The organism is Streptomyces sichuanensis, assembly GCF_020328095.1.
GTDB classification, from domain to species: domain Bacteria; phylum Actinomycetota; class Actinomycetes; order Streptomycetales; family Streptomycetaceae; genus Streptomyces; species Streptomyces cinnamoneus.
Genome location: NZ_JAIXMK010000015.1, coordinates 136,533 through 161,397 on the forward strand (window position 1 = coordinate 136,533; position 24,865 = coordinate 161,397).

Annotated in this window: 11 protein-coding genes and 2 pseudogenes; 6 read left to right on the top strand and 7 right to left on the bottom strand. The window is 71.6% G+C overall.

Features of this window, described 5'->3' with window-relative positions:
• Positions 1-357 precede the first annotated feature (357 nt).
• A complete protein-coding gene (locus LE181_RS07905) occupies positions 358-801 on the bottom strand; it encodes a hypothetical protein (protein ID WP_225660467.1) in 444 nt (147 codons plus the stop codon).
• 147 nt (positions 802-948) lie between these two features.
• Between LE181_RS07905 and LE181_RS07910 the strand changes: the two genes are divergently transcribed.
• The gene (locus LE181_RS07910) at positions 949-1,782 is read left to right on the top strand and encodes an IclR family transcriptional regulator (protein ID WP_225660468.1); all 834 of its coding nucleotides are present in this window, start codon (positions 949-951) and stop codon (positions 1,780-1,782) included.
• A 364-nt stretch (positions 1,783-2,146) separates the two neighbouring features.
• On the opposite strand, the gene LE181_RS07915 is transcribed toward LE181_RS07910, so the two are convergent.
• From LE181_RS07915 to LE181_RS07940, 6 genes are all read right to left on the bottom strand, one after another.
• Positions 2,147-2,959, bottom strand: coding sequence for an SDR family NAD(P)-dependent oxidoreductase (locus tag LE181_RS07915; RefSeq protein ID WP_225660469.1), 813 nt, complete (start codon positions 2,957-2,959; stop codon positions 2,147-2,149).
• Positions 2,946-4,481, bottom strand: a complete 1,536-nt coding sequence (locus LE181_RS07920) for a class I adenylate-forming enzyme family protein (protein WP_225660470.1) — start codon at positions 4,479-4,481, stop codon at positions 2,946-2,948. The genes LE181_RS07915 and LE181_RS07920 overlap by 14 nt, the downstream gene beginning before the upstream one ends.
• Position 4,482: 1 nt before the next feature.
• Entirely contained in the window at positions 4,483-5,094 is a 612-nt protein-coding gene (locus LE181_RS07925; protein ID WP_225660471.1) for a hypothetical protein, read from the bottom strand.
• A 252-nt stretch (positions 5,095-5,346) separates the two neighbouring features.
• Positions 5,347-5,502, bottom strand: coding sequence for a P-loop NTPase family protein (locus LE181_RS07930; RefSeq protein WP_225660472.1), 156 nt, complete (start codon positions 5,500-5,502; stop codon positions 5,347-5,349).
• An 86-nt stretch (positions 5,503-5,588) separates the two neighbouring features.
• The gene (locus LE181_RS07935; RefSeq protein ID WP_225660473.1) at positions 5,589-6,788 is read right to left on the bottom strand and encodes a cytochrome P450; all 1,200 of its coding nucleotides are present in this window, start codon (positions 6,786-6,788) and stop codon (positions 5,589-5,591) included.
• 167 nt (positions 6,789-6,955) lie between these two features.
• Positions 6,956-8,599, bottom strand: coding sequence for a PLP-dependent aminotransferase family protein (locus tag LE181_RS07940; RefSeq protein WP_225660474.1), 1,644 nt, complete (start codon positions 8,597-8,599; stop codon positions 6,956-6,958).
• A 1,062-nt stretch (positions 8,600-9,661) separates the two neighbouring features.
• Between LE181_RS07940 and LE181_RS07945 the strand changes: the two genes are divergently transcribed.
• The 5 genes and pseudogenes from LE181_RS07945 to LE181_RS07965 form a co-directional block, all read left to right on the top strand.
• Positions 9,662-10,075: a hypothetical protein gene (locus tag LE181_RS07945; protein ID WP_225660475.1), complete on the top strand. Its 414-nt coding sequence runs from the start codon at positions 9,662-9,664 to the stop codon at positions 10,073-10,075.
• 357 nt (positions 10,076-10,432) lie between these two features.
• Positions 10,433-11,668 (top strand): cytochrome P450, encoded by a 1,236-nt coding sequence (locus LE181_RS07950; RefSeq protein ID WP_225660476.1) that lies wholly within the window; start codon positions 10,433-10,435, stop codon positions 11,666-11,668.
• A gap of 370 nt (positions 11,669-12,038) precedes the next feature.
• Positions 12,039-21,551, top strand: a pseudogene (locus tag LE181_RS07955) (SDR family NAD(P)-dependent oxidoreductase); the annotation flags it as partial.
• Positions 21,552-21,554: 3 nt separating this feature from the next.
• A complete protein-coding gene (locus tag LE181_RS07960; protein WP_225660478.1) occupies positions 21,555-22,817 on the top strand; it encodes a cytochrome P450 in 1,263 nt (420 codons plus the stop codon).
• Positions 22,818-22,865: 48 nt separating this feature from the next.
• Positions 22,866-24,865, top strand: a pseudogene (locus LE181_RS07965) (type I polyketide synthase); the annotation flags it as partial.

Genomic DNA, 24,865 nt, shown 5'->3' on the forward strand with positions numbered 1-24,865 from the left:
TGACGGCCGAAGGGCCAGCCGAAGAAGACAGCCAGTGGAGTGCACGGCGCGAGTCGGCATGCGGCTCCCGCCACGGTGTCGGCGGCAGTGCTATGAGGGGGTGGGGTTCTCGGCCGAGGGCGTGACCAGGCCGCGCCGGAGCGCTGTGGTCACACCTGCAGTCTGCCGCACACCGGCCCGGCCGCCGCGCCCCCTGGGCCGCCTTCGCTTGTTGAAGGGTAGGCGAGATGGGCATGAGCTGCCCGAGGGGGGACCCACCCAAGGCTGATTTCCCGGACCGTCATTCCAGGCAAGGGCGTTCTCGTCAGCCTGTGCGCACCAGCCCGGCGGTGCTGGGCTGGTGCGCTGTCGGCAGCGTCACCAGCGGGAGATACCCATGGTCTTCGCCGCGTCGTGGATAGCTATGTAGTGGTAGGGCGACATGCCCGACTGCTTCAGCGGAAGGTTCTTGTCGTGGGCCCGGTATTCGTCCCGCGCGCAGGCCAGCAGGTTGACGCCGTACCTGGCCGGCACGCCGGTCGTGCCGTGTTGAGGGTGGGACTTGGCCGCGGTCATGCTGCCGGCCTTCGCCAGGATGCTCCGGGCCTGGTTGTACGCGGCAGGACTGATCTGGATCGGGTTCCCCGCGCGGGGACGCAGCACGCGGCGACCGTCGGTCTCCTTCTGGACAGAGCTCACCTTGTCCGGGCCGGCCGCCGCATGGTCACTCTTGGCGCCGGCGGCGCCGGCCGGCGGGGCGGCCACGGTGAGCGCCGCGGCTGCTACCACGGCGGCCAGTCCGGTACGCATGGCTAACTTCATGACTGCACGTCCTTCTCTGGTTGACGATGTCGACGCTAGGCCCTGAAGGGCCTAGCTCGACGCGGAGGATGCTCGCGGGTCTGTCGGTTACGGACCAGCCCTGGTTTCATTGAGTGGACCCGTCCGGCGCGACCCGTGGAGCTTGGGGTGAACGGCTCGCACGACGGCAGCGGCACCAACGAGGAGCGGCCCCGCGCCCGCGGACACCGCCCGGCTCACGGCGAACCCCTCCTGGACCGGGCCTTCCGTGTGCTCACCTGTTTCGGGCCGGAGACACCGGTGCTGTCCTTGACCGCCCTGGCCGCGCGGGCGGACCTGCCCAAGGCCACCACGCTGCGCATCGCCCGCCGACTCGTCGAGCACGGCGCGCTGGAACGTGCCGACTCCGGTCACTACACCATCGGCTTACGGCTGCTGGAGATCGCCACCGTGGCACCGCGCGGCCACGGCCTGCGCGCCATCGCCCTGCCCTACCTGCAAGACCTCTGTCATGCCACGCGCCAGCACGTGCAACTGGTCGTGCGCGAGGGCCTGGAAGGCGTCCTGGTCGAGCGGCTGTCCGCACGCGATGCCCAGCGCGTGATGTACAGGGTCGGCGGCCGACTCCCGCTGCACGCCACCGCTCCCGGGCTCGTCCTGCTGGCGTTCGCCCCCACTCAGGTCCAAGAGGACTTCCTCGCCGCCGACCACCCGCCCGACGAGGACGACCTGATGGGGACGGCCGATGCACTTCGGTCCCGGCTCGCGGCCATCCGCCGCGACAGATTCGCGGTGTTCTCACGCCCCCAATGGGACGTTTCCATGACCGGCGTCTCTGCACCCATCCTCGACCGGCGCCCCGCCACCATCGCCGCCATCTCGGTCATTACCCCGACCGAACGGAGCCAGCCCGCCGCGCACATCCCCGCCGTGGTCGCCGTAGCACGCGCTATCACCCGCGCCATGGGCACAGAATCCGTGGGCGACGCCCCGGCTGACTGAGTCGGCAGCCGTCCCAACGTCGTGGGTGCCCCCCGCAGTCGAAGACGCCGCCGACGCGATCGACTTCGTCGTCGAGACGTCGTCCACGCCCAGCTCGGACGCCGCCCCTGACCCGGTCACGACGGCCGACCTCCTCCGCCACGGCAAGCCCGTACAGTCCAGGCCCTGCCGAGCAGCTGTGAGCACGGGGCCTTCAGGCCCGGTCAAGTGATTCGACACCGCGGCGGACGCTGAGTGGGGGCGGTCGGTGAGGAAAACCGCAGGTCATAGCCCTGTCTGTCGCTCGTCGCCGTCTCCCGCCGCTCACCCGTCGCGTCGCTGTCCGTGCCCATGCCCGTGCCCATGTGTCGCCCCCTGAAGCCGGCTATTGCCGCGACAAGGCGACGTCCTCGACAGTCAGATATCGGCCGGACAGGTCCGCCGCTGGGCCCGTGACCAGTTCGAGGACGGCGGTGACCGCTCGAGGGAGCGGAACGGCCTGCCCTGCTTCGATCTGCTCGCGGAGCCAGAGGGCGCGGCGTCGGCGCCAGGGGTCGGTGGAGTCGGTCTCGCCCAGTGCGCTCGTGGTGAGTCCGGTCGCCACGATCCCGGGATGCAGGCTGAAGGCCAGGACTCCGTAGGGGCGCGCTTCGCTGGCGATGTTCTCGATGAACGTGATGCCGGCGGCCTTGGCGACGGAGTAGGCGGACAAGGTGGGCCAGCGGTGCCGTCCCGCGGCGCTGCTGATGCTGATGACGCGGCCACCTCCATGACGGGCCATCAGTGGAATCACAGCGTGCACGGTGGCGACGGTGCTCAGTGTGTTGACACGCACCGCCTCCCACCATTGTTCGACGGGGATCTCCCAGGTGAGGCCGATGGGGCCTTCCACGCCGGCGTTGTCGATGAGGACATCGATGCGGCCGAAGTCGGCATAGATCTTCTGCATGGCGATGGCAGCGGCCGCTATGTCGCTGACGTCGGCGCACACTGTCGTGACCGGACCGCCCGGCTGTGTGGGCAGCGCCGCGGCGAGGTGCTCGAGCGCTGAGCGGGTGCGCGCGACAAGAGCCAGCCGGAATCCCCGTTCGGCACAGGCAGCGGCGATGGCCGCACCGAGTCCGCCGGTGGCACCAGTGATCACGACAACGGGCGGACCATCGGCGACACGCTCATGGGTTCCGTCATCCGACGACATGGGGCGTGTCCTCCTGCTCGGGTGCGCCGTAGCAGCCGCGCAGTGCGGCACGGTCGAGTTTGCCGGTGGCTGAAAGGGGCAGCCGCTCGGCGAAGTCGATGGAGCGGGGCACCTTGTACCGGGCGAGCAGTCCGCGGCAGTGGCTGAGCAGTTCCTCGGCGTCCGGTCGGCTGTCGTGTCGGGGAACGATCACGGCGTGGGGGACTTCGCCGCGCCGGCGGTCGGAACGGGCGATCACGGCGGCGTCCTCGACCTGGGGATGAGTGCGCAGTACGTCCTCGATCTCGGCGGGCTGCACACTGTACCCACCGGTCATGATGGTGTCCTTGGACCGTCCGACGATACGGACGCACTCGTGCGCGTCGCGGACCACCAGATCGCCGGTGCGCAGCCAGTCCTCATCGTCGGTGACGGAGGCCACGTGTCCGCAGTTCGTACGGTAGCCGGGGGTGACCTGGGAGCCCCGGACCCACAGTTCGCCGACCGTACCGGCCGGCATGGGGCGTCCGGGGGCCTGGGGGTCGATGACGCGGACGTCCAGGCCCGGGACCGGAATGCCGGCGCTGTCGCGACAGGAATCGGCGGTGGGGCTCAGCCCCGCGCCGGCGAGCTCGGTCATCCCCCAGCTCTGCAGCAACTCCACGCCGGTGCGCCGATGCCAGTCGCGGCGCAGGTCGTCGGGTGCTTGCTGTCCCGCGCTCAGGCAGCGTCGCAGAGTGGTCGGCCGCCACCACTGACCGGCGGCCTCCAGCAGCCTGCGGTAGACGGTCGGCACCGCCTCGATGACGGTGACGTCGCGAGCGGCCAGCTGTTCCAGCCACCAGGCCGGCTCGAAGGCGCGGGAGGAGGTCAGCAGCGTCGCCCCGGCCAGCAGCGTGGAGATCGCCGCGAGATGGCCGTACGTGTGCGCGAGGGGGATGGGAACGGCCACCACATCATCTGAGTTGCGGTGCCGGCCGCGCCAGATGCCGGTCGCGAGGTGAAGCGCCTGTTCCGTCTGGATCACGGGACGGCAGATGCCCGTCGATCCCGATGTATGCATGATCATGCAAGGGCTGTCCGCCACGCGGCCGGTGTCCGCCCGCTGCTTCGCGCTCCCTGCCGCTCCGCGTGGACCGCACGCGACATGCCTTTCCGGCGTCACCACGATCACGTCCACACACAGCCGTCGCCCGGCGCACAGTTCCTTGATGTCATCCGACCGTTCCGGGCTGGTCAGCAGTGCCCGGGGGCGGACATGCTCCAGTACGCGGACGATCTCGTGCTCGGTGAGCACAGCGTTCATCGGTGCCACCGCCGTGCCTGCTTTGTGGGCGGCGAGGTACGCGGCGAGCCAGGAACGACCGTTGGGCAGGAGGAGCGCGGTGCAGTCCTCCGCGGTCCGTACCAGCGGGCGCAGCATGTCGGCCAGCGAGGAGGACCAGGCGTCCAACTCGGCGTAGGAACAGGCCGCGGTCTCGTCGAGGACGGCGACGCGGGAGCCGCCCACGGCGAAGGCGTCGATCAGGGCGTCACGGAACATCTCAAGCACGCTCCCCAGCTGCCGCCGCCTCGCTCCGCACCCCGGGTGGGACGATCCGGGGACTGAACAGTTCGCGGATGTACGCCCACGGCCTGTCGTCGCCGTTCAGGGTGTAGGCCTTGAAAGCACAAGACGTGTCCGGGGCCTGCGGCCAGCTTGTCAGGCCGATCCGGCTGATACGGCGGTTCATCGGCAAGCCCGCCGCGGCGAACGCGAACCCGATGGGGCGCGTACGATCCTGCATCGCCGCATCGATCCGTGCGTCCTGTCCGGCCTGCGCCGTCACGATGTTCGCCGACACCACCTCACCGGTACGGCTGACCAACCGGGTGCGGCGCACCAGGCACACATCGCCCGTCGCCAGGCGCAGCAACCCGCGCGCGGTCGTCTCCACATGCTGGCCCGGCGTCATCTCGATGCCGTCCACCTGCGGGGTGAGGTCTGAATGTGTGAGGGCCTGGAGCAGGACGGTGGTCAAACCGTCGCTGGCGAGCAGTATGCGGGTGACAGGCGACCGGAAACCCGAGAGGTTGCCGGCGGGGAACCCATCGCGGGTGTCTGCAGGAACAGTGAGGTGGCGCACCGTGTGCTCTCCGGAAAACTTCACGTGCACGGTGGCAGTTCTCCCATCGGAGAGTCACTACTGGCTCCGTGCGAAGCCCGGTCCAGGAACAACGGCTCGATCCGCGCCCACTGCGCGTCAGTCAACGGCACAGCCAGCCCAACGACTGACTGATCCAAACGAAACTGCCGGGTCCGTAGGAAGCCGTGCAGGCTGGCGGGTTCTGTGCGGCCCCGCGCGATGATCTCGCTGAAGATCGTCGGGGCAGGGCCGACCGCCCCCGTCCAGCATTTCCATACGCAGTCACCAATCTCGCCGAGGCCTGCCGTCGACGGCGATCAGGAAGTTCCGCGGGTCGCTGTCCTTGTACGTCACCGGTGCACCGAGGAGCGCGCCCAGCTCGCGGGCGACATGTGATGTGCCGCTGCCTTTGCAGCTGACGACGGCGACCTTCCTCATGGTGCTCCAGCCCAGGGGTTACGGCGGTGATCCGGCGGCCTGGCCCCCTCCCCGGAGTCGGAGGGGCCCGGTCCGGGGGCCCTGCCTCAACCAGCCGGCCCCGGCGCCGTCGTCCGGTCCGCGGAGTCGCCGAGGCCGTCCACGCAAAGGCGTGCGGTGTAGCGGGCGGCCCAGCCGGCCAGGCGGGGCTGTTCCGAAGGGTCGGCGCGGACGCCGGGGTGGACATCGAGGATGCCGGTGACCATGCCTTCTACGATGGCGGGAATGAACGCGCGCACGAGGCAGGCGTGTTCTCCGTATCCGAAGGTGACCAGCGGCTGCCGTCGGCGGCGGAGGTCGAAGGTGTCGGGCTGCTCGAACACCGTCTCATCACGGTTCGCGGAGCCGATCGCGGCCAGGACGTGTGCACCGGCGGGCAGGCGTGTGCCGCCCAGTTCCACCGGTCGCGTGGTCATGCGCTCGACGAGCCCGAACGGTGGCATCCAGCGCAGGACTTCGTGGACGGCATCGCCGAGGAGCTCCGGGTGGTCCCGGACAAGCCGGCGCTGGTCCGGGTCGTTGAACAGTGCGACCAGGAGGCTGCCCGCCGCCCACCCGGGTTCGGGAAGTGACGGGAGGATCACGCGGATCGTCGGGAGGACCTCCGCGACGTCTCGCGGACAAACGCTTCCGGGGTTGACGTGTCGCCACCGTGCGATCGCCGAGGACGGGTCCGGGCCGAGGCCCTCGATCCAGGGGGCAAGCGCGGCGTCGAGCTCGTTCGCAGCGGCGGCCGACACGGCGAGCTTGGCGGGGTCCCCGGAATCGAGGGCGCCCAGCCACAGGTCCTGTGCCAGGCGCAGCAGGGTCGTGCTGTCGACCTCGAGGCTCAGCATCCACCGGAACACCTCTGCCACGACGGGTTGCAGGACCTCACCCATGAGGTCCGCTTGCCCGTGCATGCCGGAGACCCGCTCGATGACCAGCTCTCGTGCGTACGCTCGGGCGCGACCGGCGTATTCGGGCTCGAAGAGTTCCTCGGCGCCGGCGCGCATCGCTTTGTGGATGTCGCCGCTCCTCGACAGGATGTTCTCCGGTCCGTAGATCTCCGACATCGCGGACGGAAAGCTGGTGGTGAACGTCTCACTGTGGCTCATCACCTGACGCACGTCCTGCCAGCGCGTGACGAGCCAGCAGCCGAGCGCAGGGACCTCGGCCACAGGGTGGTCCCGTCGAAGCCGCTGATAGACCGGATAGGGATCCGCGTGGAGCTCCTCCGATGTGATCGTGTCGAGGAACGAGGTCATGCGTCCTTCCGAATGGCTTCGCAGCAGTCTTTGGAGGTCACCGGCAGCCGGTGGCGGTGACGGGCCCAGGGTTGCGCCCTTGGCCAGTTGCCCCGCACGTGGGGATGTACGGGGCAACCTCGCCAGGAGGCGGGCGGGCGATTGCGGTCCGGCTGCCCGCCTGCGGGTCAGCGCTGGTGGGGAATCGGGGGCCGCTGCGCGTCCTTCTCCGCGGAACGGTCGAACGCTCCGGGCTGGGCGAGGTCCTCGAGGAGTTCGTCAATCAACTCCTGGGTGACGTGCGGCATGACGTAGACGTGGCTGTAGTCGTGGCGGCGTCCACCGAGATTGAGTGGCACGCAGGCCAGCGAGTACTTCTGCGCGATCTCAGCCCGCGGCTGCTGGAACCAGACGCTGAGCGCGTGATCGCCGTGGCCGACCTCGATTCCGTCCTCGGCCCAGGGCTCACCGCGCTCCTGCAGCTGCTCGCTCAGCCGGCGAAGGCGTTCGGCCGTGTACTCGGCGATCCGCAGGACCTCGGCGGCCTGCCGCACCTGCTGCTCCTCGCTGAACTGGGCGAGGTGGTTCCACATGGCCAGGGAGGCGAAGCCGCTGCGGGAGCCGGCGAAGGTGCTGTCGGGGGAGGAGACGACCGCCGGGTCGGACGGCGGGCGCAGCTTGGATCCCGCGCGGGACATGTAGATCCCGGTGGGGACGGGCGCGCCGGGGTACTTGTGTCCGCTGGTGACGATCGAGGACACCTCGGGAATCCGGAAGTCGAAGACCGGCGGCGCGCTCTCGATGAGTCCGCTGTCGCGGGCCTTCTCCAGGTAGGGGGCGTAGGCGCCGCCGAGGGCTCCGTCGACGTGGATCCAGTACCCGTTGCGGATGCTGACCCGGGTGGGGTCGTCGGGGTCGAAGCGCACGGTGCGGTCGACGAGGCCGTGCCGCTCGAAGACGGGTCGCAGGCGCTCGCAGGCGCCTTGAACGTCGTCGTAGGCGCCCTTGAAGACGCTGCCGATGTTGAAGTTGACCAGGACGGGGTGGCCCTTGGCGGCGAAGAAGTCCACGAGGGCCACCAAGGCGTCGACATCGACCGTGCCCGGACCCTCGTCGCCGCCGGTGGTCGGGACTCCGCCGAGCGGCCACCCGTTGTACGTCTGCATGCCGGCGCCGGCCACGTCGATGGGGCACTCGCCGGGGTAGAGGCTGCCGCCCAGGTCGTAGAAGGTCGGGATGTCCAGCACCCGCATCGCCTTGATGTGCGAGTAGTGGGTCTCCTGCGAGAAGAACGCCACCGGCATGTAGGCGTTGGGATTGTCGTCGGGGTGTTCGGCCCGCAGGTAGGTGGTGCGGCAGCTGACATCGCCGGAGACCTCGTCACGCACCAGGGCGTTGCCGTCCAGGTAGTCACGGGCGTTCCACATGGCGTACAGGTTGCCCTCGGTGCTGCCCATGGACAGCACGTACCCCCACCCGTCCTTTTCCCCAGGACTGGCCGGGTCCTCGGGCAGCGGGGCGTGCCACAGCCGGGCGTAATGCTCCAGGACCGCCCGCTCCAGCCACCTCGAGTGCAGACTGTAGTTGCTGTCGACGAACGGGTCCCCGATGTTGTTGATGTGGTAGCCCAGGAAACGACCCAGCGCGGCGTGACCGTCGAGCGACAGGTTCACCTGGTAACCCAGAAGACGATTCCGCTGCCCTCCCAGGTACCCCTCCAACTTGGCAAGAACCGCAGTCCGCTGTTCATCGGTGTATGCCTCGGTACCCAGCCGGTAGTCCTCGTTGGCCGGCCGTGCCGTGAGATGCGTCTCGGAGTGTTCGATAGTCATTCGATGTCCGATTCTGAGCGAAATTGCGAGACTGCTGCAAGTGGGGATCGCCGCCAGGCGCCAAGGGTCTCGAAAATCGCTCGGATCCAGGGGGTGGGTGGTTGTGCGAGTCGGCCGCCTGTGCGACGGCCAACGAGCGGTTGCCGAATCGGTCGGTCGCCTGTCGTCGGACTGCCGAAGCGGCGGTTTCCGCGGAGTGCGGGTGCCCTCTCCGGGAACTCGCGGTACGCAGGATATGCGTGACGTGCCACCCCGATTGCCCACCCTTCTATATTTATCTCCATCTGATTATTTTAAGTGACAAGCGTTTGGCGCCGGTTATCCAGGAGCGCCTTCAGGAGTGACGTTTCGGCAACTCTCGGAAAGGTGGATCTGCGTCGCAGAAGTGTGCTGTAGTCGTGTTCTTTTCCGGCCGGGACCAGTCCCGGGCGTCGTCAGCTACGGCCTACAGGCCCGGTGGGGCACGGGGGGGGGGCGGGGGCCGGACCACGACGTCGCCCGCGCTGCTCTCGCCCACGTCCGGGCCCACGTCCCCGAAGGCGAACCGGCCGTCGCCGTCCAGCGCTCCATCGAGCGTCTGCCCGGGCCGGCCCGCCGCGAGGTCCGGGCGATGGACCTGCCCGAGCGGCCCAAGGTGTTCGGCATCGGCCTGCCCCGCACCGGAACCCGCAGCCGGCGGACCGCCCTGCGTCCCGGCGCGACGACGAGGCCCGCAGCGCTGCGCTGGAGAGCCGGCGGTTCCTGCGGACCTCCGTCTCTGGCGTCGACGCCACGTCGCCGACGCCCTGCTCCGCCACGGTCCCAGGTGACCGGCCTCGACCTGCGCCCGGCTTCCATGGAATGGGCCGCTCGGTGCCGCCGCGTCCCAGGGTGTCCCCATCCTCTCGTGGGAAGCAGCGTCCCAGCAGGTCACAGCGCGCTTCGTCCCCCCGTCGTCCCGCCTCGGGGCGGCCTCCTGGCGGCCTGCCGCCGGGCGTACGACTCTGTGGGTGCCGGATCCGGCGGCGGGGCGAGCGACCGCCCGCCGGTCGGGCCTCAGGTCACGACAGGAGGAGGCAACACATGCTCATCGGCAATACGTTCCAGCGGGTCGGCCTCGGCACGGCCGCCCTGGTCCTGGCGGGCACGGCGTTCGGCGGCGCCGCCCACGCGGCGGATTTCGCGAGCACGTCCGCAGCCGCCAAGCAGGCCACGTGCGAAGGGTGGCGGTTGATCACGATGCCCGGAGGCGAGGTCAAGTACAACGAATGCCACCGCACGTACAAGGGCAAGCGGCAGTCCAGCGTCACGCTGTACGTCGCGGACCACGCGTACAACTCATCGCCCAGGGCGAGGGTCGTCATCGGCGCATGGGAAGCCACGTATTCGCACTACAACCCCGGCGGCCCGGACACGCAGTGGAGCGAGAAGTACAAAACCGGCTGGCACAACGGCGGCGACGCCAAGGTGACCCTTTCCATAGTGAGGCACCCGTAGTGAGGTGCCCTTCCGCAAGATGACCTGTCCTCCCTGATGAGGGGCGCTCGCCGAGCCGCTCTCCGATGTCAAGGCACCGAGCCGCCGCGCCTACGCTACGGAGAGCCCTTCCCGGCCCGGGTGAAGCCGGTGCTCAAGCCCCTCATCAGCGAACGAAGAGCCCGCAGATGAGCATCGGCAACACCCTCGGCAACACCCTCGGGCAACACCCTCGGGAACCTCGCCGGCGCCGTCGTCCGCTTCGTCACCAAGGCGATCGCCGGCGGCCTGCTGGACGCCGCCGGCTCGTGGACGGCTGAGTTCCGACCTCAACGGGAGTCTAGGGAAAATCGGGTATCACCAGCCATACGGTTGTCCTTGACTTCCGACAGAGTCGAGGTGGTGACCATGCGCGACCAGAGCCCGCTGCGAGCCGAGACTTGGCCGATGTTCCGGACCTGCCCGTTCTCCCCTCCGCCGGACTACGCCGGCCTGCGCGAGCACCCCGGCCTGCCCAGGGTGACGGGCCCGAGCGGGCGCACCGTGTTCGTTGCCGCGCGCCATGAAGACGTCCGCGCTGTGCTCGGCGACGCCCGGTTCAGCTCCGACCGTTCGCACCCCGACTTCCCGTGGATGCGCGTCGGCGAGACCGTGTACCCCGGCTTCAGGCCCTCGCTGATCGGGATGGACCCGCCCGAGCACGGCCCCGCCCGCCGTGCGGTCGCCGGCGAGTTCACCATCGGCCGCATGCGGGAACTCCGCCCCAAGGTCCAGTGCATCGTCGACGGTCTGCTCGACGATGTGCTGGCCGGCCCCAAGCCCGCCGACCTGGTGTCCGCGCTGGCCGTGCCGATGTCCGGTCTGGTGCTGTGCGAGCTGCTCGGCATCCCGACCGGTGACCGGCAGGAGTTCACCACCAACACCATGGTGCTGATGGCCCACGACTCCGCTGATGCGGATCGCGCCGAGTCCTTCCGTTCTCTGATCGCGTATTTCGACGCGCTGTGCGCCACCAAGATGACCGAGCGGCCCGAGGACCTGCTGGGCAGGCTGGCGGGCCACCAGCTCTTCAGCGGTGACGAGGGCCGCTGGGCCATGGTCGAACTGTGCATACTCCTGGTCGCCGCGGGCCTGGAGACCACCGCCACGATGACCGCACTCGGGGTCCTGGCCCTCCTCGAACACCCCGACCAGCTCGCCCTCCTCACCGCCGACCCGGGCCTGACCCCGGCGGCGGTGGAGGAACTGCTGAGGTTCTTCTCCGTCGTCGAGCTGTCCCTGATGCGCCGCGCCACGGCGGACGTCGAGATCGCCGGCACTCCGATACGGGCGGGTGAGGGCGTCGCCGCCCTGTCCGCCGCCGCCAACCACGACCCCGCGGCCTTCGCCGACCCGGACACGTTCGATGTCACCAGGGACAACCGCAGGCACCTGGCTTTCGGCTCGGGGCCGCACCAGTGCCTCGGCAAGAACCTGGCCCGGATGGAGCTGCGCATCGCCCTCGACACACTGTTCCGGCGCATCCCCACCCTCCGCCTGGCCACGCCACGCGACGAACTGCACTTCGTCAACGGCTCCGCGTTCTCGGTAATGGCACTCCCGGTCACTTGGTGACGGAGGCAAAAAAGCGCCGGCCGTCAGTCATGCGTATACCGAGTTGTGGGAGAGGCAGTTCGTTCGTACCGGCCAAATTTGGGCAGGAGTGTGGACCACGCCCGCGTTTTTCGGACAAAGAGCCGGCGGTGATTGCAATTCATGTGGCGGCCTGCTCAAGAAGTTCTTCACAACAGGCCCGGAGTTTCTAGTGAAAGCCCCAGATCTCGGTCGGTTGGAGATGTTGTGTGGAATGGGTCTGGGTGCTGATCATGTTGATGCACCTCGATTTGTCGGCGTTGGGTTAGATGGTCGCGAGTTCGGCGAATGATCTTGCATCCATGGTGGCCGGCAAAGTCCAACTGCCGTGGGAGGACACCGGATGCCGGGCGAACCGATTGCGATTGTGGGAATGGCGTGCCGCTACCCGGGCGGAATAGTCGCCCCGGAAGGGCTCTGGCAGGTGGCCAGGGACGGGATCGACGCGATCGGCGAGTTACCGGACGACCGGGGCTGGGACCTGGCGGCTCTCTACGATCCCGACCCGGACCGGCCCGGCACCTCCTACGTCCGGCACGGCGGCTTCCTCTACGACGCCGGCCATTTCGACGCCGAGTTCTTCGGGCTCTCCGCCCGCGAGGCGTTGACCACCGATCCGCAGCAGCGCCTCCTGCTCACGACGGCGTGGGAGGCCCTGGAGAACGCGGCCATCGATCCCACCTCGCTGCGGGGCAGCCGCACGGCCGTGTTCGCCGGCTCGATGATGCACGACTACGCGCCCCGGGTGCATACCGTCCCGGACGGGCTGGAGGGGTACCTGATCACCGGGAACACCTCCAGCGTGGCGTCCGGCCGAGTGGCCTACGTGCTCGGCCTCACCGGCCCCGCGGTCACGGTGGACACCGGCTGCTCCTCGTCGTTGGTGACCACTCATCTCGCGGTGCAGTCACTGCGTCTCGGCGAGTGCGACCTGGCCCTGTCCGGCGGCGTGACGGTGATGGCGACCCCGGAGATGTTCGTGGAGTTCTCGCGGCTGCGGGGCCTCGCCCCGGACGGCCGGTGCAAGCCGTTCTCCGCGACGGCGGACGGTACGGCCTGGTCCGAGGGCGTCGGAATGCTGGTGCTGGAACGGCTCTCCGACGCCCTGCGCCATGGGCACACCGTGCACGCGCTGGTGCGCGGCACCGCGGTGAACTCGGACGGGGCCTCCAACGGGCTCTCCGCACCCAGCGGGCCGGCTCAGGAACGGGTGCTGCGGGCGGCGCTGGCCGACGCCGGACTGTCCGAGGCGGACCTCGACGCGGTGGAGGCGCACGGCACGGGCACCATGCTCGGCGACCCGATCGAGGCACGGGCGCTGCTGGCGGTGCACGGCCCGCAGCGGGCGCGCTCGCTGCTGGTGGGGTCGGTCAAGTCGAACATCGGGCACACGCAGGCCGCTGCCGGGGTGGCGGGCATCCTGAAGATGGTGCACGCCATGCGCGACGGCGTGCTGCCGCGCATCCTGCACCTGACCGAGCCCAGCCCGCACGTGGACTGGGAGTCCGGCCGCGTCACCCCGCTCGCGGAGGACACGCCGTGGCCGGAGACCGGACTCCCGCGCCGGGCCGGGGTGTCCTCGTTCGGCATCAGCGGCACCAACGCCCATGTGATTCTGGAACAGGCGCCGGAGCGCGCGCCCGCCGCGGCACCGCCACCGGCATCCGCGGTGCCGCTGCTGCTGTCCGCACGGTCGGCGGAGGCGCTGCGGGAGCAGGCCGGCCGGCTGGCCGAGCGGCTCCGCCCGGACCGGGTCGGCCTGCTGGACGCCGGATTCACGCTGGCGACCGGCCGGGCCGGGTTCGAGCACCGGGCAGCCGTCCTCGGCCGGGAGCGGGACACGTTGGTGCACGCACTGGACGCGCTCGCCGAGGGCGGCTCGGCACCGGGCACGGTCGTCGGGTCACCCTGCCGGGACACCAGTCCGGTGCTGTTGTTCCCCGGCCAGGGCACGCAGTGGACCGGGATGGCCACGGGACTGCTGGAGTCCAGCCCGGTCTTCGCCGGGCACATGGCGGCCTGTCAGGACGCGATGGCGCCGTACGTGGACTGGGACCTGCGCGACGTGCTCACCGACGCGGACGCGCTGCTCCGGGTGGACGTGGTGCAGCCCGCGCTGTGGGCGGTCATGGTGTCGCTGGCCGGACTCTGGCGGGCACACGGGGTGCGGCCGGCGGCGGTGGTGGGCCACTCCCAGGGCGAGATCGCGGCCGCGACCGTAGCCGGCGCGCTGTCCCTGGACGACGGGGCGCGGATCGTCACGCTGCGCAGCCAGGCGTTGCGGGCGCTCTCCGGCACGGGCCGGATGCTGTCCGTGGGGCTGCCGAGAGCGGCGGTCGAAGAGTCGATGGCCCGCTGGGGCGAGGACCTCTCGGTGGCCGCGGTCAACGGGCCGCGCTCGACGGTGGTCTCGGGCACCGTCCAGGCGGTCGAACAGTTCGCCGCCGCACTGGTCGCCGAGGACATACGGGCGAGCCTGTTGCCGGTGGACTACGCCTCGCATTCGGCACAGGTCGAACTGCTGCGTGCGGAGCTGCGCGAACTGCTGGCGCCGGTGACTCCGATGGCGGCCGAGGTTCCCTTCCACTCGACCGTGACCGGCGGTCCGGTGGACACCACCGGCCTGGACGCGGACTACTGGTACCGCAACCTGCGCGCCACGGTCGAGTTCGAGGCGACCGTGCGCGGGCTGGTCGCCGCCGGGCACACCACGTTCCTGGAGGCGAGCCCGCATCCGGTGCTCGCCGGCGGCGTGCGGCAGATCCTCGGTGACGACGAGGAGGACCACGACGGGGGCGGCGTGGTGCTGGAGACCCTGAAACGGGACGACGGTGATGCCGACCGCTTCCTGCTGGCGGTGGCCGAGGCAGCCGTGCACGGTGTGGACGTGCACTGGAACGGGCTGTTCGACGACGCCCGGAGTGTGGACCTGCCGACCTACCCGTTCCAACAGCAGCGGTACTGGATGTTGCCCACCGCCGCCTCCGGGCCCGTCGCCGGGCATCCGATGCTGGACTCGGTGGTCCAGCTCGCCGGCGGTGGCCTGGTCGCCACCTGTCGGCTCTCTCTCACCCGGCACCCCTGGCTGGCCGAGCACGCGGTGCGCGGCACCGTGCTGCTGCCCGGCGCCGCGTTCGTCGAACTGGCGCTGCACGCGGGTGAGCGGGCGGGGCTGCCGATGCTGGACGAGCTGGTGCTGGAGAGCCCGCTGGTGTTGCCGGAGCGGGGCGAGACCGAGTTGCAGATCGCGATCGGCGAGACGGATCCGGGCACGCTGGCGATGTACGCCCGGTCCGCGCCGGACGCGCCGTGGACCCGGTACGCGACGGGGACGCTCCGGGCCGCGGAGTCCGGCGGCGCGACCCTGACGGAGTGGCCGCCGGCCGGTGCCGAGGAGATCGACCTCGACGGCGAGTACGTACAGCTCGACGAGCGAGGTTACGAGTACGGGCCGGCCTTCCAGGGGTTGCGGCGGGCCTGGCGGCTCGGTGCGGAGCGCTGGGCCGAGGTCGAGCTGCCGGTCGACCCCGGGCGGTTCGGCCTGCACCCGGCCCTGCTCGACGCCGCATTGCACCCGCTGCTGCTGGATGCGGGGGACACGTCGGTGAGGTTGCCGTTCTCCTGGAGCGGGGTCGCACTGCATGCGGTCGGGGCCACAGCATTGCGGGTGCGGCTGACTCCGCAGGGCAACGACTCGTTCGCCGTGGCGCTCGCCGACGCGGCGGGGGAAGCGGTGGCCACGATCAGCGCGCTCGCGCTCCGGCCCGTGGGGCCCGTGCGGCCGGGGACGGCGGGCGTGGACCGGGCGCTGCACCGGCTGGACTGGGTGCCGGTTGCGCGGCGGCCCACCCCGGCGATCGTGGACGCGCCGGTCGTGGACGTGGCCGGGGCCGAGGAAGCACTGGCGCGGGTCCGCGAGTTCTTGGGCACCGACGACGAGAAGGCGACGGGCGGGCCCCTGATCGTGCGGACCCGTGGTGCGGTCGCGATCGCCCCGGAGGACGACCAGGACCCCGACGCCGCGGCGGTCTGGGGCCTGGTCCGCGCGGCACGCACCGAACATCCCGGCCGGTTCGTGCTGGTCGACCTGGACCGCTACGGCGACCCCGAGGACGCCGGCTCCGCCCTGGAGCTGGCGTTGGGCACCGGTGAGCCGGAGATCGCCGTCCGGGGCGGGCAGGCGTTCGCGCCACGGCTGGCTCGGGTGACGCGGACGGGGGACCAGCCCGTCCTCGCCGGAGGCACGGTCTTGATCACCGGCGGGACCGGCGTACTCGGCCGGGAGCTGGCCCGGCACCTGGTCACCGAGCACGGGGTGCGACACCTGGTGCTGGCGGGGCGCCGCGGCGGCGCGGCGGCGCTCGAATCCGGTCTCGACGACCTGACCGCCACCGCCGACATCAAGGTCGTGGCATGCGACGTCGCCGACCGGGCCGCCCTCGCCGAGCTGCTGGCGGCGATCCCCGCGCAGCATCCGCTGACCGCGGTGATCCACGCCGCCGGGGTACTGGACGACGGCACGGTGCGCTCCCTCACCGCCGAACGGCTGAACGCGGTGCTGCGACCGAAAGTCGAGGGTGCGCGCAACCTGCACGAACTGACCGAACACCTCGACCTGGCCGCGTTCGTGCTGTTCTCCTCCGTGGCCGGTGTCCTCGGCACGCCGGGGCAGGCGAACTACGCGGCCGCCAACGCGTGGCTGGACGGGCTGGCGCAGCACCGCCGCTCGCGCGGACTGCCCGCTGCGTCGATGGCGTGGGGACTGTGGGCGCAGGACACCGGCATGACCGGGCGGCTGGGCGACACCGACCGGGCCCGGCTGCGGCGCACCGGGCTCGTGCCGATGTCCCGCGACCACGGGCTCGCGCTGTTCGACGCGGCGCTGGGCACCGACCTGGCGTGCACCGTGCCCGCCCGTTTCGACCTGGCCAACGTGCGTGCGGCAGGCCCGGAGCGGGCTCCGGTGTGGGCCGGGCTGCTCGGCGTCCGGCGGAGCGCGGCCCGGCCGGCCGCCGTGGCCGCGGCGCCCGCGCTCGTCTCCGGTGGCGAGCGGTCGGTGCTCGATCTCGTGCTGGCCACGGTGGGCTCCGTGCTCGGCGTGGAGCGCCGGGTGGACCCGGCGCGGGCGTTCCGCGACATCGGCTTCGACTCGCTGTCCGGGGTGGAGCTGCGCAACCGGCTCACCGCCGCGACCGGGGTGCGGCTCCCCGCGACCGCGGTGTTCGACCACCCCACCCCCACGGCCCTGGCCGGGTACCTGTCCGGGCAGCTCCCCGGCGCGGAACCCGGCGGCCGGACACCGGTCGCCGGGCCCGGCCCGCACGACATGGACGACCCGGTGGTGCTGGTCGGCGCGAGCTGCCGCTTTCCCGGCGGGGTGTCCACCATGGACGAGCTGTGGGAGTTGCTGGCCGCCGGGCGGGACGCGATCACCGAGTTCCCGGCAGATCGCGGCTGGAACCTGGACGAGGTCTACCACCCGGAGCCGGGCCGTGGCGGGCGCAGCTACGTGCGGCACGGCGGCTTCCTGGACGGGATCGCCGAGTTCGACAACGGCTTCTTCGGCGTCGCCCCGGCCGAGGCGGTCTCGATGGACCCGCAGCAGCGCATCCTGCTGGAACTGGCCTGGCACGCGCTGGAGGACGCCGGGATCGACCCGACCGCGTTGCGGGGCACCCGCACCGGTGTCTACCTCGGGCTGATGGGCAACGACTATGCGCGCCGCGCGCACCGGACGCCCGAGGACCTGACCGGCGACGTTTCGATCGGCAACGCGGGCAGCGTCGCGTCGGGGCGGCTGGCCTACACGTTCGGCTTCCACGGCCCGGCGATCACGGTGGACACGGCGTGTTCCTCCGCGCTGGTGGCGATGCACCAGGCCGCACAGGCGCTGCGGGCCGGTGAGTGCACGGTCGCGCTGGCGGGTGGCATCACGGTGCTCACCACGCCGACGCTGTTCGTGGAGTTCTCCCAGGTGGGGGTGCTCGCCCCGGACGGCCGGTGCAGACCGTTCGACGCGGCCGCGGAGGGCACCTCGTGGAGCGAGGGCGCCGGACTGGTGGTGATGGAGCGGCTTTCCACCGCGCGCGAACGGGGCCACCGGGTGCTCGCCGTGCTGCGCGGCTCGGCACTCAACTCCGACGGCGCGTCCAACGGGCTGACCGCGCCGAACGGATCGGCCCAGCAGCGGGTGATCCGGGACGCGCTGGCCGTCGCGGGCCTGGCGCCCGGCGAGGTGGACGCGGTGGAGGCGCACGGCACCGGCACCCCGCTCGGCGACCCGATCGAGGCCACCGCGCTGCTGGCGACCTACGGGCAGGACCGGGCGCAGCCCCTGCTGGTCGGGTCCGCGAAGTCCAACCTCGGGCACACCCAGGCCGCGGCGGGCTTGGCGGGTGTGCTCAAGATGGTGCTGGCCATGCGGCACGGCCGGTTGCCCGCGACCCTGCACTTGAACGCCCCGAGCCCGCACGTGAACTGGGACGACGGCGCGGTGCGGTTGCTGGACGAGCCGATCGACTGGCCGCGCGTGGACCGTCCGCGCCGGGCGGCGGTGTCCTCGTTCAGCCTCAGCGGCACCAACGCGCACGTGATCCTGGAGGAACCCGAGCCCGAGCCCGAGCCCGGGCCCGAAACGGAGCCGGCGACCGCCGCGGCTCCGCCGCTGATCCCGTGGGTGCTGTCCGCGGCCACCCCGGAGGCGCTGCCCGCGCAGGCCGAGGCCCTGCTCCGCCAGCTGACCGACGAGGACGGGAACGGCTCGCCGTCCGCGCTGGACGTGGCGTACTCGCTGGCCACCACGCGGGCCCGGCTGCCTGCCCGCACCGTCGTGCTCGGCACGAACACCGGGGAGCTGACCGCCGCGCTGCGAGCCGGGACCGGCAGTACCGGAGTGGCGGCCGACGGCGCGACCGCGTTCCTGTTCCCCGGCCAGGGCGTGCAGTACGCCGACATGGCCACGTCGCTCCGCGACCGGGTACCGGTGTTCGCGGCAGCCCTCCAGGAGATCGCCGCCGAGCTGGACCCGCTGCTGGACCGCCCGCTCGACGAGATCCTCCGGGACGGACCCGGTGAACGCACCGACCATGCGCAGGCCGCGGTGTTCGCGGTTCAGGTGGCGATGTTCCGGCTGCTCACCACGATGGGGGTGCGGCCGGACGCGGTGGCCGGGCACTCGGCCGGCGAAATCGCCGCAGCGCACGCCGCGGGCGTGTTCTCGCTGGCCGACGCCTGCGCACTGGTGGCCGCGCGCGGGCGGCTGATGCGCGAACTCGGTGGCGAGGGCGCGATGATGGCGGTCCAGGTACCGGAAGCCGACGTGCCGGAACTGCTGCGCGGCCACGAGGACCGGGTGGCGCTGGCCGCGGTGAACGGCCCCGCCTCGGTGGTGCTCGCCGGGGACGCGGACGCGCTGCGGGAGATCTCGCAGCGGGTGGCCCACGTGCACCGCCTGCCGGTGCGGCACGCGTTCCACTCCCACCACATGGACCCGGTTCTGGACCCCTTCCGGAAGGTGCTGGCCGGACTGGACTTCCGGAAACCGGTGATTCCGGTCGTGTCCTCGGTGACCGGCGCACGGGTCACCGAAGAGCTCTGCGATCCCGAGTACTGGGTCCGGCACGCGCGGGAACCGGTGCGCTTCCACGACTGCCTGCGCGCTCTGGACGCCGCGGGCACCAGCACCTACCTGGAGCTGGGACCGGGCGCGACGCTCAGCGCGCTCGGCCAGGAGGCGCTGGGCGGGGACGGTTTCCTGCCGGTGCTACGGCAGGGCGCCGACGAGGTGCACGGCCTGCTGACGGCGTTGGCGACCGCACACACCCGGGGGGTCGACGTGGACTGGGCGGCCTGGTGCACGGGCGGGCGGGCGGTGCCACTGCCCGGCTACGCGTTCACCCGGCAGCGGTTCTGGCTGCCCGACGACGAGGGGGCCTCCGCCGACCCTCTGCTGCACGGTGTCGAGTGGCCGCTGCTGCCCGTCCCCGGCCCGGTCGCCGACGCGCCGGGGCCGTGGCTGGTGGTGGCCCCGCCGGGCGCGGACTGGGACCGGCTCACCGAGGACGTGGCGGGCGTGCTGGGCGAAGGGACCCGCACCGTGCGCGGCGACGCCGTGGACGCCGAGCACTGGGACCGGCTGCTGCCCGACCTGCCGGGCGGCGGGATCGTGTCCCTCCTGGCGATGGCCGAGGGCTCGGACACGCCGCGGGTGCCGACCGGCCTGGCCGCCACCCTGGCGCTGCTGCGGGCGCTGCTGTCCAGAGGCGCGGACACGCCCCTGTGGTCCCTCACCAGCGGCGCCGTGCGGGCCGGCACGGCGGACACCGTGCCGCATCCGGAGCAGGCCGCCGTGTGCGGGCTGGTCCGGGTCGCGGGCATGGAAGCGCCCCGGCTGCACGGCGGCCTGGTGGACCTGCCGCTGCGACCGGCCGTGGAGGACCTGGCCGCGCTGCCCGCCGCGCTGGCTGCCAGGGACGAGATCGCGATCCGGGACGGGCGGCTGTACGCCAGGCGACTGGTCCCGGTGCCCCGCACCGAACCCGCCACGACGGAGCCCATCGGCACCGTGCTGATCACCGGGGGACTGGGCGGCATCGGCGCGCACGTCGCCCGCCGGCTGGCGGCCCGGGGCGCGGACCGTCTGCTGCTGGTCGGCCGCCGGGGCGTGGACACCCCTGGCGCGACGGAACTGCGCGCCGAACTCACCGCGCTGGGTACCGAGGTCGAGATCGCCGGCTGCGACGTGGCGGACCGCGAGGCGCTGGCCGGACTGCTCGCCGGGCGGTCGCTCACCGGCGTGGTGCACGCCGCCGGGGTGCTTGACGACGGGGTGCTGGAGGCGCTGTCCGAGGACCGGCTGGCGCGGGTGTTCGCGGCCAAGGCGGACGGCGCGCGGTTCCTGCACGAGCTGACCGCCGGCCATCCGCTGCGCTTCTTCGTGCTGTGCTCCTCGCTGGCCGGCACCGCAGGCTCGCCGGGGCAGGGCAACTACGCCGCGGCCAACGCCGTCGTGGAGGCGCTGGCAGCCCATCGACAGGCCGGCGGCCTGCCCGCGACGAGCCTGGCCTGGGGCCCCTGGCTGGACACCGGGATGACCACGTCCTGGCCCGTCGGCCCGCGGTCGGACAGCGGCGCCACGCCGATGCCCGCCGACCGGGCGCTGGACGCGCTGGAGCGAGCCCTGTCCGGCGGTGCGGCGCAGTACGTGGCCGGTGCCGTGGACTGGCCGCGGTTCGCCGCCGCACGGCCGGGGCGCCTGTGCTCCCAACTGCCGGGCGTGGGCGCGGACACCGGGCCCGAACCCGCGAGCGCGTTGCGGGAACGGCTGGCGGCCACCGCACCGCAGCGGCGGTCGGCGGTGCTGCTGGAGCTGGTCACCGCCCGGGTCGCCGACGTCTCGGGCCGGCCGGCCGGAGACCTGGACGCGCACCGGCCGTTCCAGGAGCTGGGCCTGGACTCGCTGGCCGGGGTCCGGCTGCGCAACCTGCTCGGCGCGGACACCGGAGTGCCGCTGGCGGCCTCCGCGGTCTACGACCATCCCACCGCCGCCGCGCTGGCCCGGTACCTCGGCGACGCGCTCGGTGTCGACGAGGGAGACCCGGCCGAACGGGTCGTGCTCGACCGCCTGAGGGAACTGGAGGCGGCCCTGCACCGGCGGCCGCCGTCCGTGCCCGTCCCCGAGGTGATCACCACGACACTGCGGCGACTGCTGCGCAGCCAGGAAGACGGCACCGCCGATGAGCGGGCCACGGTGCCCGACCTGAGCGGCGCCACGGACGACGAGATGTTCACGCTGATCGACGACGTGCTCGACGACGCGAAACCGGACACCGGTCGCACTGCCGGCCGTGGCACGGAGAGGAACTAGCCCATGTCAGTGCCAAGCCGCCCACCGGCCCGCGTGCCGGACAACCCGCTGCACGCCCTGCTCGACCGGGAGGTGCTCGCCAACCCCTACCCGCTGTTCGAGCGGTGGCGAGAGCAAGGTCCGATGTGGACGTCGGACGGTTCCCTGCTGCTGAGCGACCACGCCACCTGCATGGCGGTGCTCAAGAGCCACACGACCATGGGCAGTGACACGTTCAACGCCCCGGGGATGCGGGAACTCTTCGGCGACCGCGGCGACGAGCCGGTGCTCAACTCGATCTTCTTCATGGACGATCCCGGACACGGGCGGCAGCGCAACCTGGTCAGCAAGGCGTTCACGCCACGGATCACCGCGCGCTTCGAGCCGTGGATCCGCGAGATCGTGGACGAACTGCTCCGCGACTGCCTGGCCGACGGCGAGTTCGACGGCGTGCAGGACCTGGCCGCCGTGCTCTCCCTGCGGGTCATCGCGACCCTCCTGGGCATCCCGGGCGAGGACATCCCGATGCTGCGGGAGTGGTCCAGCGACATGGCGCTGTCCACGGAACTGCCCACGCTGGTGGCCAGCTTCCACTCCACCGCGATGTTCGACCGCGAGGAACTCGTCCGCATCATCCGCACCACCACCGAACTGCACGGCTACTTCGCGGACCTCATCCACAAGCGCCGCCGCAACCCCGGCGAGGACCTCATCTCCAGCCTGCTCTCCACGCAGGAGAACGGACGCGGGCTGAGCCGGCGTGAGGTGACGAACGTCGTGGTGACCGTGTTCACCGCGGCCCACGAGTCCACCACGAACCTGATCACCAACGGCCTGCTCGCGATGTCGCGCCACCCGGAGCAGTTCCAGCTGCTCCGGCAGGACCCGGCGATCGTCGGCGACGTGGTCGGCGAGGCGCTGCGCTACGACTGCCCGATCATGCTGACCGGCCGTGTCGCGCTGCGGTCCGACCGGATCAACGGCCTCGACATCCCCGAAGGCTCGGTGGTCACCCTGGTCCTCGCGTCCGGCAACCGGGACGAGCGGGTGCACCCGAGGGCGGGTCAGTTCATCGCGGACCGGAAGCCGGCCGTGATGAACCTCGCCTTCGGCGCGGGCGCGCACTACTGCCTCGGCAGCAGCCTGGCCCGGCTGGAGGCGGAGATCGTGTTCGGTGAGCTGGCTCGCCGCCTGCGCGACTTCCACGTGCACGAGGACTCACTGAGCTATCGCAGGCACGTGGTCGTCCGCGGCCTCGACACCGAACGCATCACCTTCCAACTCTGACCGGCCAACCGTCGCAGGGAGTCGTTCATGCCCGATGAAGTCAGCACGCTCCGGCAATATCTGAAAAGGGTCACCACCGATCTGTTACGCACCCGGGAGCAGTTGCGTGACGCGACCGAGCAGTCCGCCGAGCCGATCGCCGTGATCGGCATGTCGTGCCGGCTGCCCGGCGACGTGGCCTCCCCTGCCCAGCTGTGGGACCTGGTGGCTGCGGGCACGGACGCCATTTCGCCTTTCCCCACGGACCGCCACTGGCCGATCGAGGAGCTGTACGACGCTGATCCGGAGTCCCAGCAGGCACGGCGGTCCTACGTGCGCGAGGGCGGCTTCCTCAGCGGCGCGGGCGATTTCGACCCCGCGTTCTTCGGGATCTCCCCGCGCGAGGCGCTGGTGATGGACCCGCAGCAGCGGCTGGTGCTGGAGCTGGCCTGGGAGGCGTTGGAGTCCGCGGGCATCCTGCCGGACTCGCTGGCGGGCGAGCGGGCCGGGGTTTTCGTCGGCGCGTCCAGCAACGACTACGAGATGCTCTGGCAAGGCACCGACCAGTTCTCCCAGTACGGCATCACCGGCAACACCATGAGCGTGATCTCGGGCCGGATCAGCTACGCCTTGGGCTTCCACGGCCCGGCCCTCACCGTGGACACCGCCTGCTCGTCCTCCCTGGTCGCCACCCATCTCGCGATGCGGGCCCTGCGGGCCGGCGAGTGCCCGATCGCGCTGGCGGGCGGTGTGACGGTGCTGAGCACTCCGGAGACGTTCGTCGAGTTCTGCGGCCAGGGCGTCACCTCCCGGGACGCCCGGATCAAGGCGTTCGCGGCCGGGGCGAACGGCTCGATCTGGGCCGAGGGGGCGGGTCTCCTGGTACTGGAGCGGCTGTCCGACGCGCGGCGGCACGGCCATCAGGTGCTCGCGGTGCTGCGCGGCTCGGCGGTCAACTCCGACGGCACCAGCAACGGGCTCTCCGCACCCAACGGCACCGCCCAGCAGGAGGTGATCCGTACCGCGCTCGCCGACGCCGGACTGTCCACCCAGGACGTCGACGTGGTCGAGGCGCACGGCACCGGCACCCCGCTCGGCGACCCGGTGGAGGGCAACGCGCTGGTGGCGACCTATGGCCGGAACCGGCCGCCCGGCCGGCCTCTGCTGCTGGGCTCGCTGAAGTCCAACATCGGGCATACGCAGGCCGCGGCCGGCGTGGCCGGCATCATCAAGATGATCATGGCGATGCGGCACGGTCTCGCCCCGAAGACGCTGCACGTGGACAGCCCCACCCCGAAGGTGGACTGGGGAGTGGACGGGGTCAGCGTGCTCGCCGATGCGATGCCCTGGCCGGAGACCGGCCGAGCGCGCCGCGCCGCCGTCTCCTCCTTCGGGATCAGCGGCACCAACGCCCATGTCGTGCTGGAACAGCACGTCGAGCCGGAAGCGCCGGAGCCCGGCGTGCCGTCCGCCGGTCTGGTGTGGACGGTGTCGGGCCGGACCGAGGACGCGCTGCGCGACCAGGCGACCCGGCTGCTGGCCTTCGCCGAGTCCGGCGATGCTCCCTCCGCCGAGGGGCTGGCGCACGCATTGGCCACCCGCCGCACCCACTTCCGCCACCGGCTGGCAGTGTCCGGCCGGGACCGAGCCGAACTCACCGCCGCGCTGCGCGGCCACCTCGACACCGGCCTGGTCCGCGATGTGGCGGTGGGCGCTGCGGCCGGCGGCGGGCTGTGCATGCTGTTCACCGGCCAGGGCGCGCAGCGGCCCGGCATGGGGCTGCAGCTCGCCGCCTCCTTTCCGGTGTTCGCCGAGGCGTTCGACGAGGTGTGCGAGCTGTTCGACCAGGAGCTGGCGAGTCCGCTGCGGACCGTGCTCGAAGGCGAACCGGACCTGCTCGACCGCACCGACTACGCCCAGGCCGCCCTGTTCGCGGTGGAGGTCGCGCTGTTCCGGCTGATGCACTCCTGGGGTGTGCGCCCGGACATGCTGCTGGGACATTCGATCGGAGAGATCAGCGCGGCGCACGTGGCCGGGGTGTGGTCGCTGCCGGACGCGGTCCGGCTGGT

Bases quoted from the DNA above. Each gene is read 5' to 3' on its own strand.
- LE181_RS07915 (WP_225660469.1), bottom strand. From the start codon at position 2,959: ATGTCGTCGGATGACGGAACCCATGAGCGTGTCGCCGATGGTCCGCCC.
- LE181_RS07940 (WP_225660474.1), bottom strand. From the start codon at position 8,599: ATGACTATCGAACACTCCGAGACGCATCTCACGGCACGGCCGGCCAAC.
- LE181_RS07945 (WP_225660475.1), top strand. From the start codon at position 9,662: ATGCTCATCGGCAATACGTTCCAGCGGGTCGGCCTCGGCACGGCCGCC.
- LE181_RS07905 (WP_225660467.1), bottom strand. From the start codon at position 801: ATGAAGTTAGCCATGCGTACCGGACTGGCCGCCGTGGTAGCAGCCGCG.
- LE181_RS07930 (WP_225660472.1), bottom strand. From the start codon at position 5,502: ATGAGGAAGGTCGCCGTCGTCAGCTGCAAAGGCAGCGGCACATCACAT.
- LE181_RS07935 (WP_225660473.1), bottom strand. From the start codon at position 6,788: ATGACCTCGTTCCTCGACACGATCACATCGGAGGAGCTCCACGCGGAT.
- LE181_RS07960 (WP_225660478.1), top strand. From the start codon at position 21,555: ATGTCAGTGCCAAGCCGCCCACCGGCCCGCGTGCCGGACAACCCGCTG.
- LE181_RS07920 (WP_225660470.1), bottom strand. From the start codon at position 4,481: ATGTTCCGTGACGCCCTGATCGACGCCTTCGCCGTGGGCGGCTCCCGC.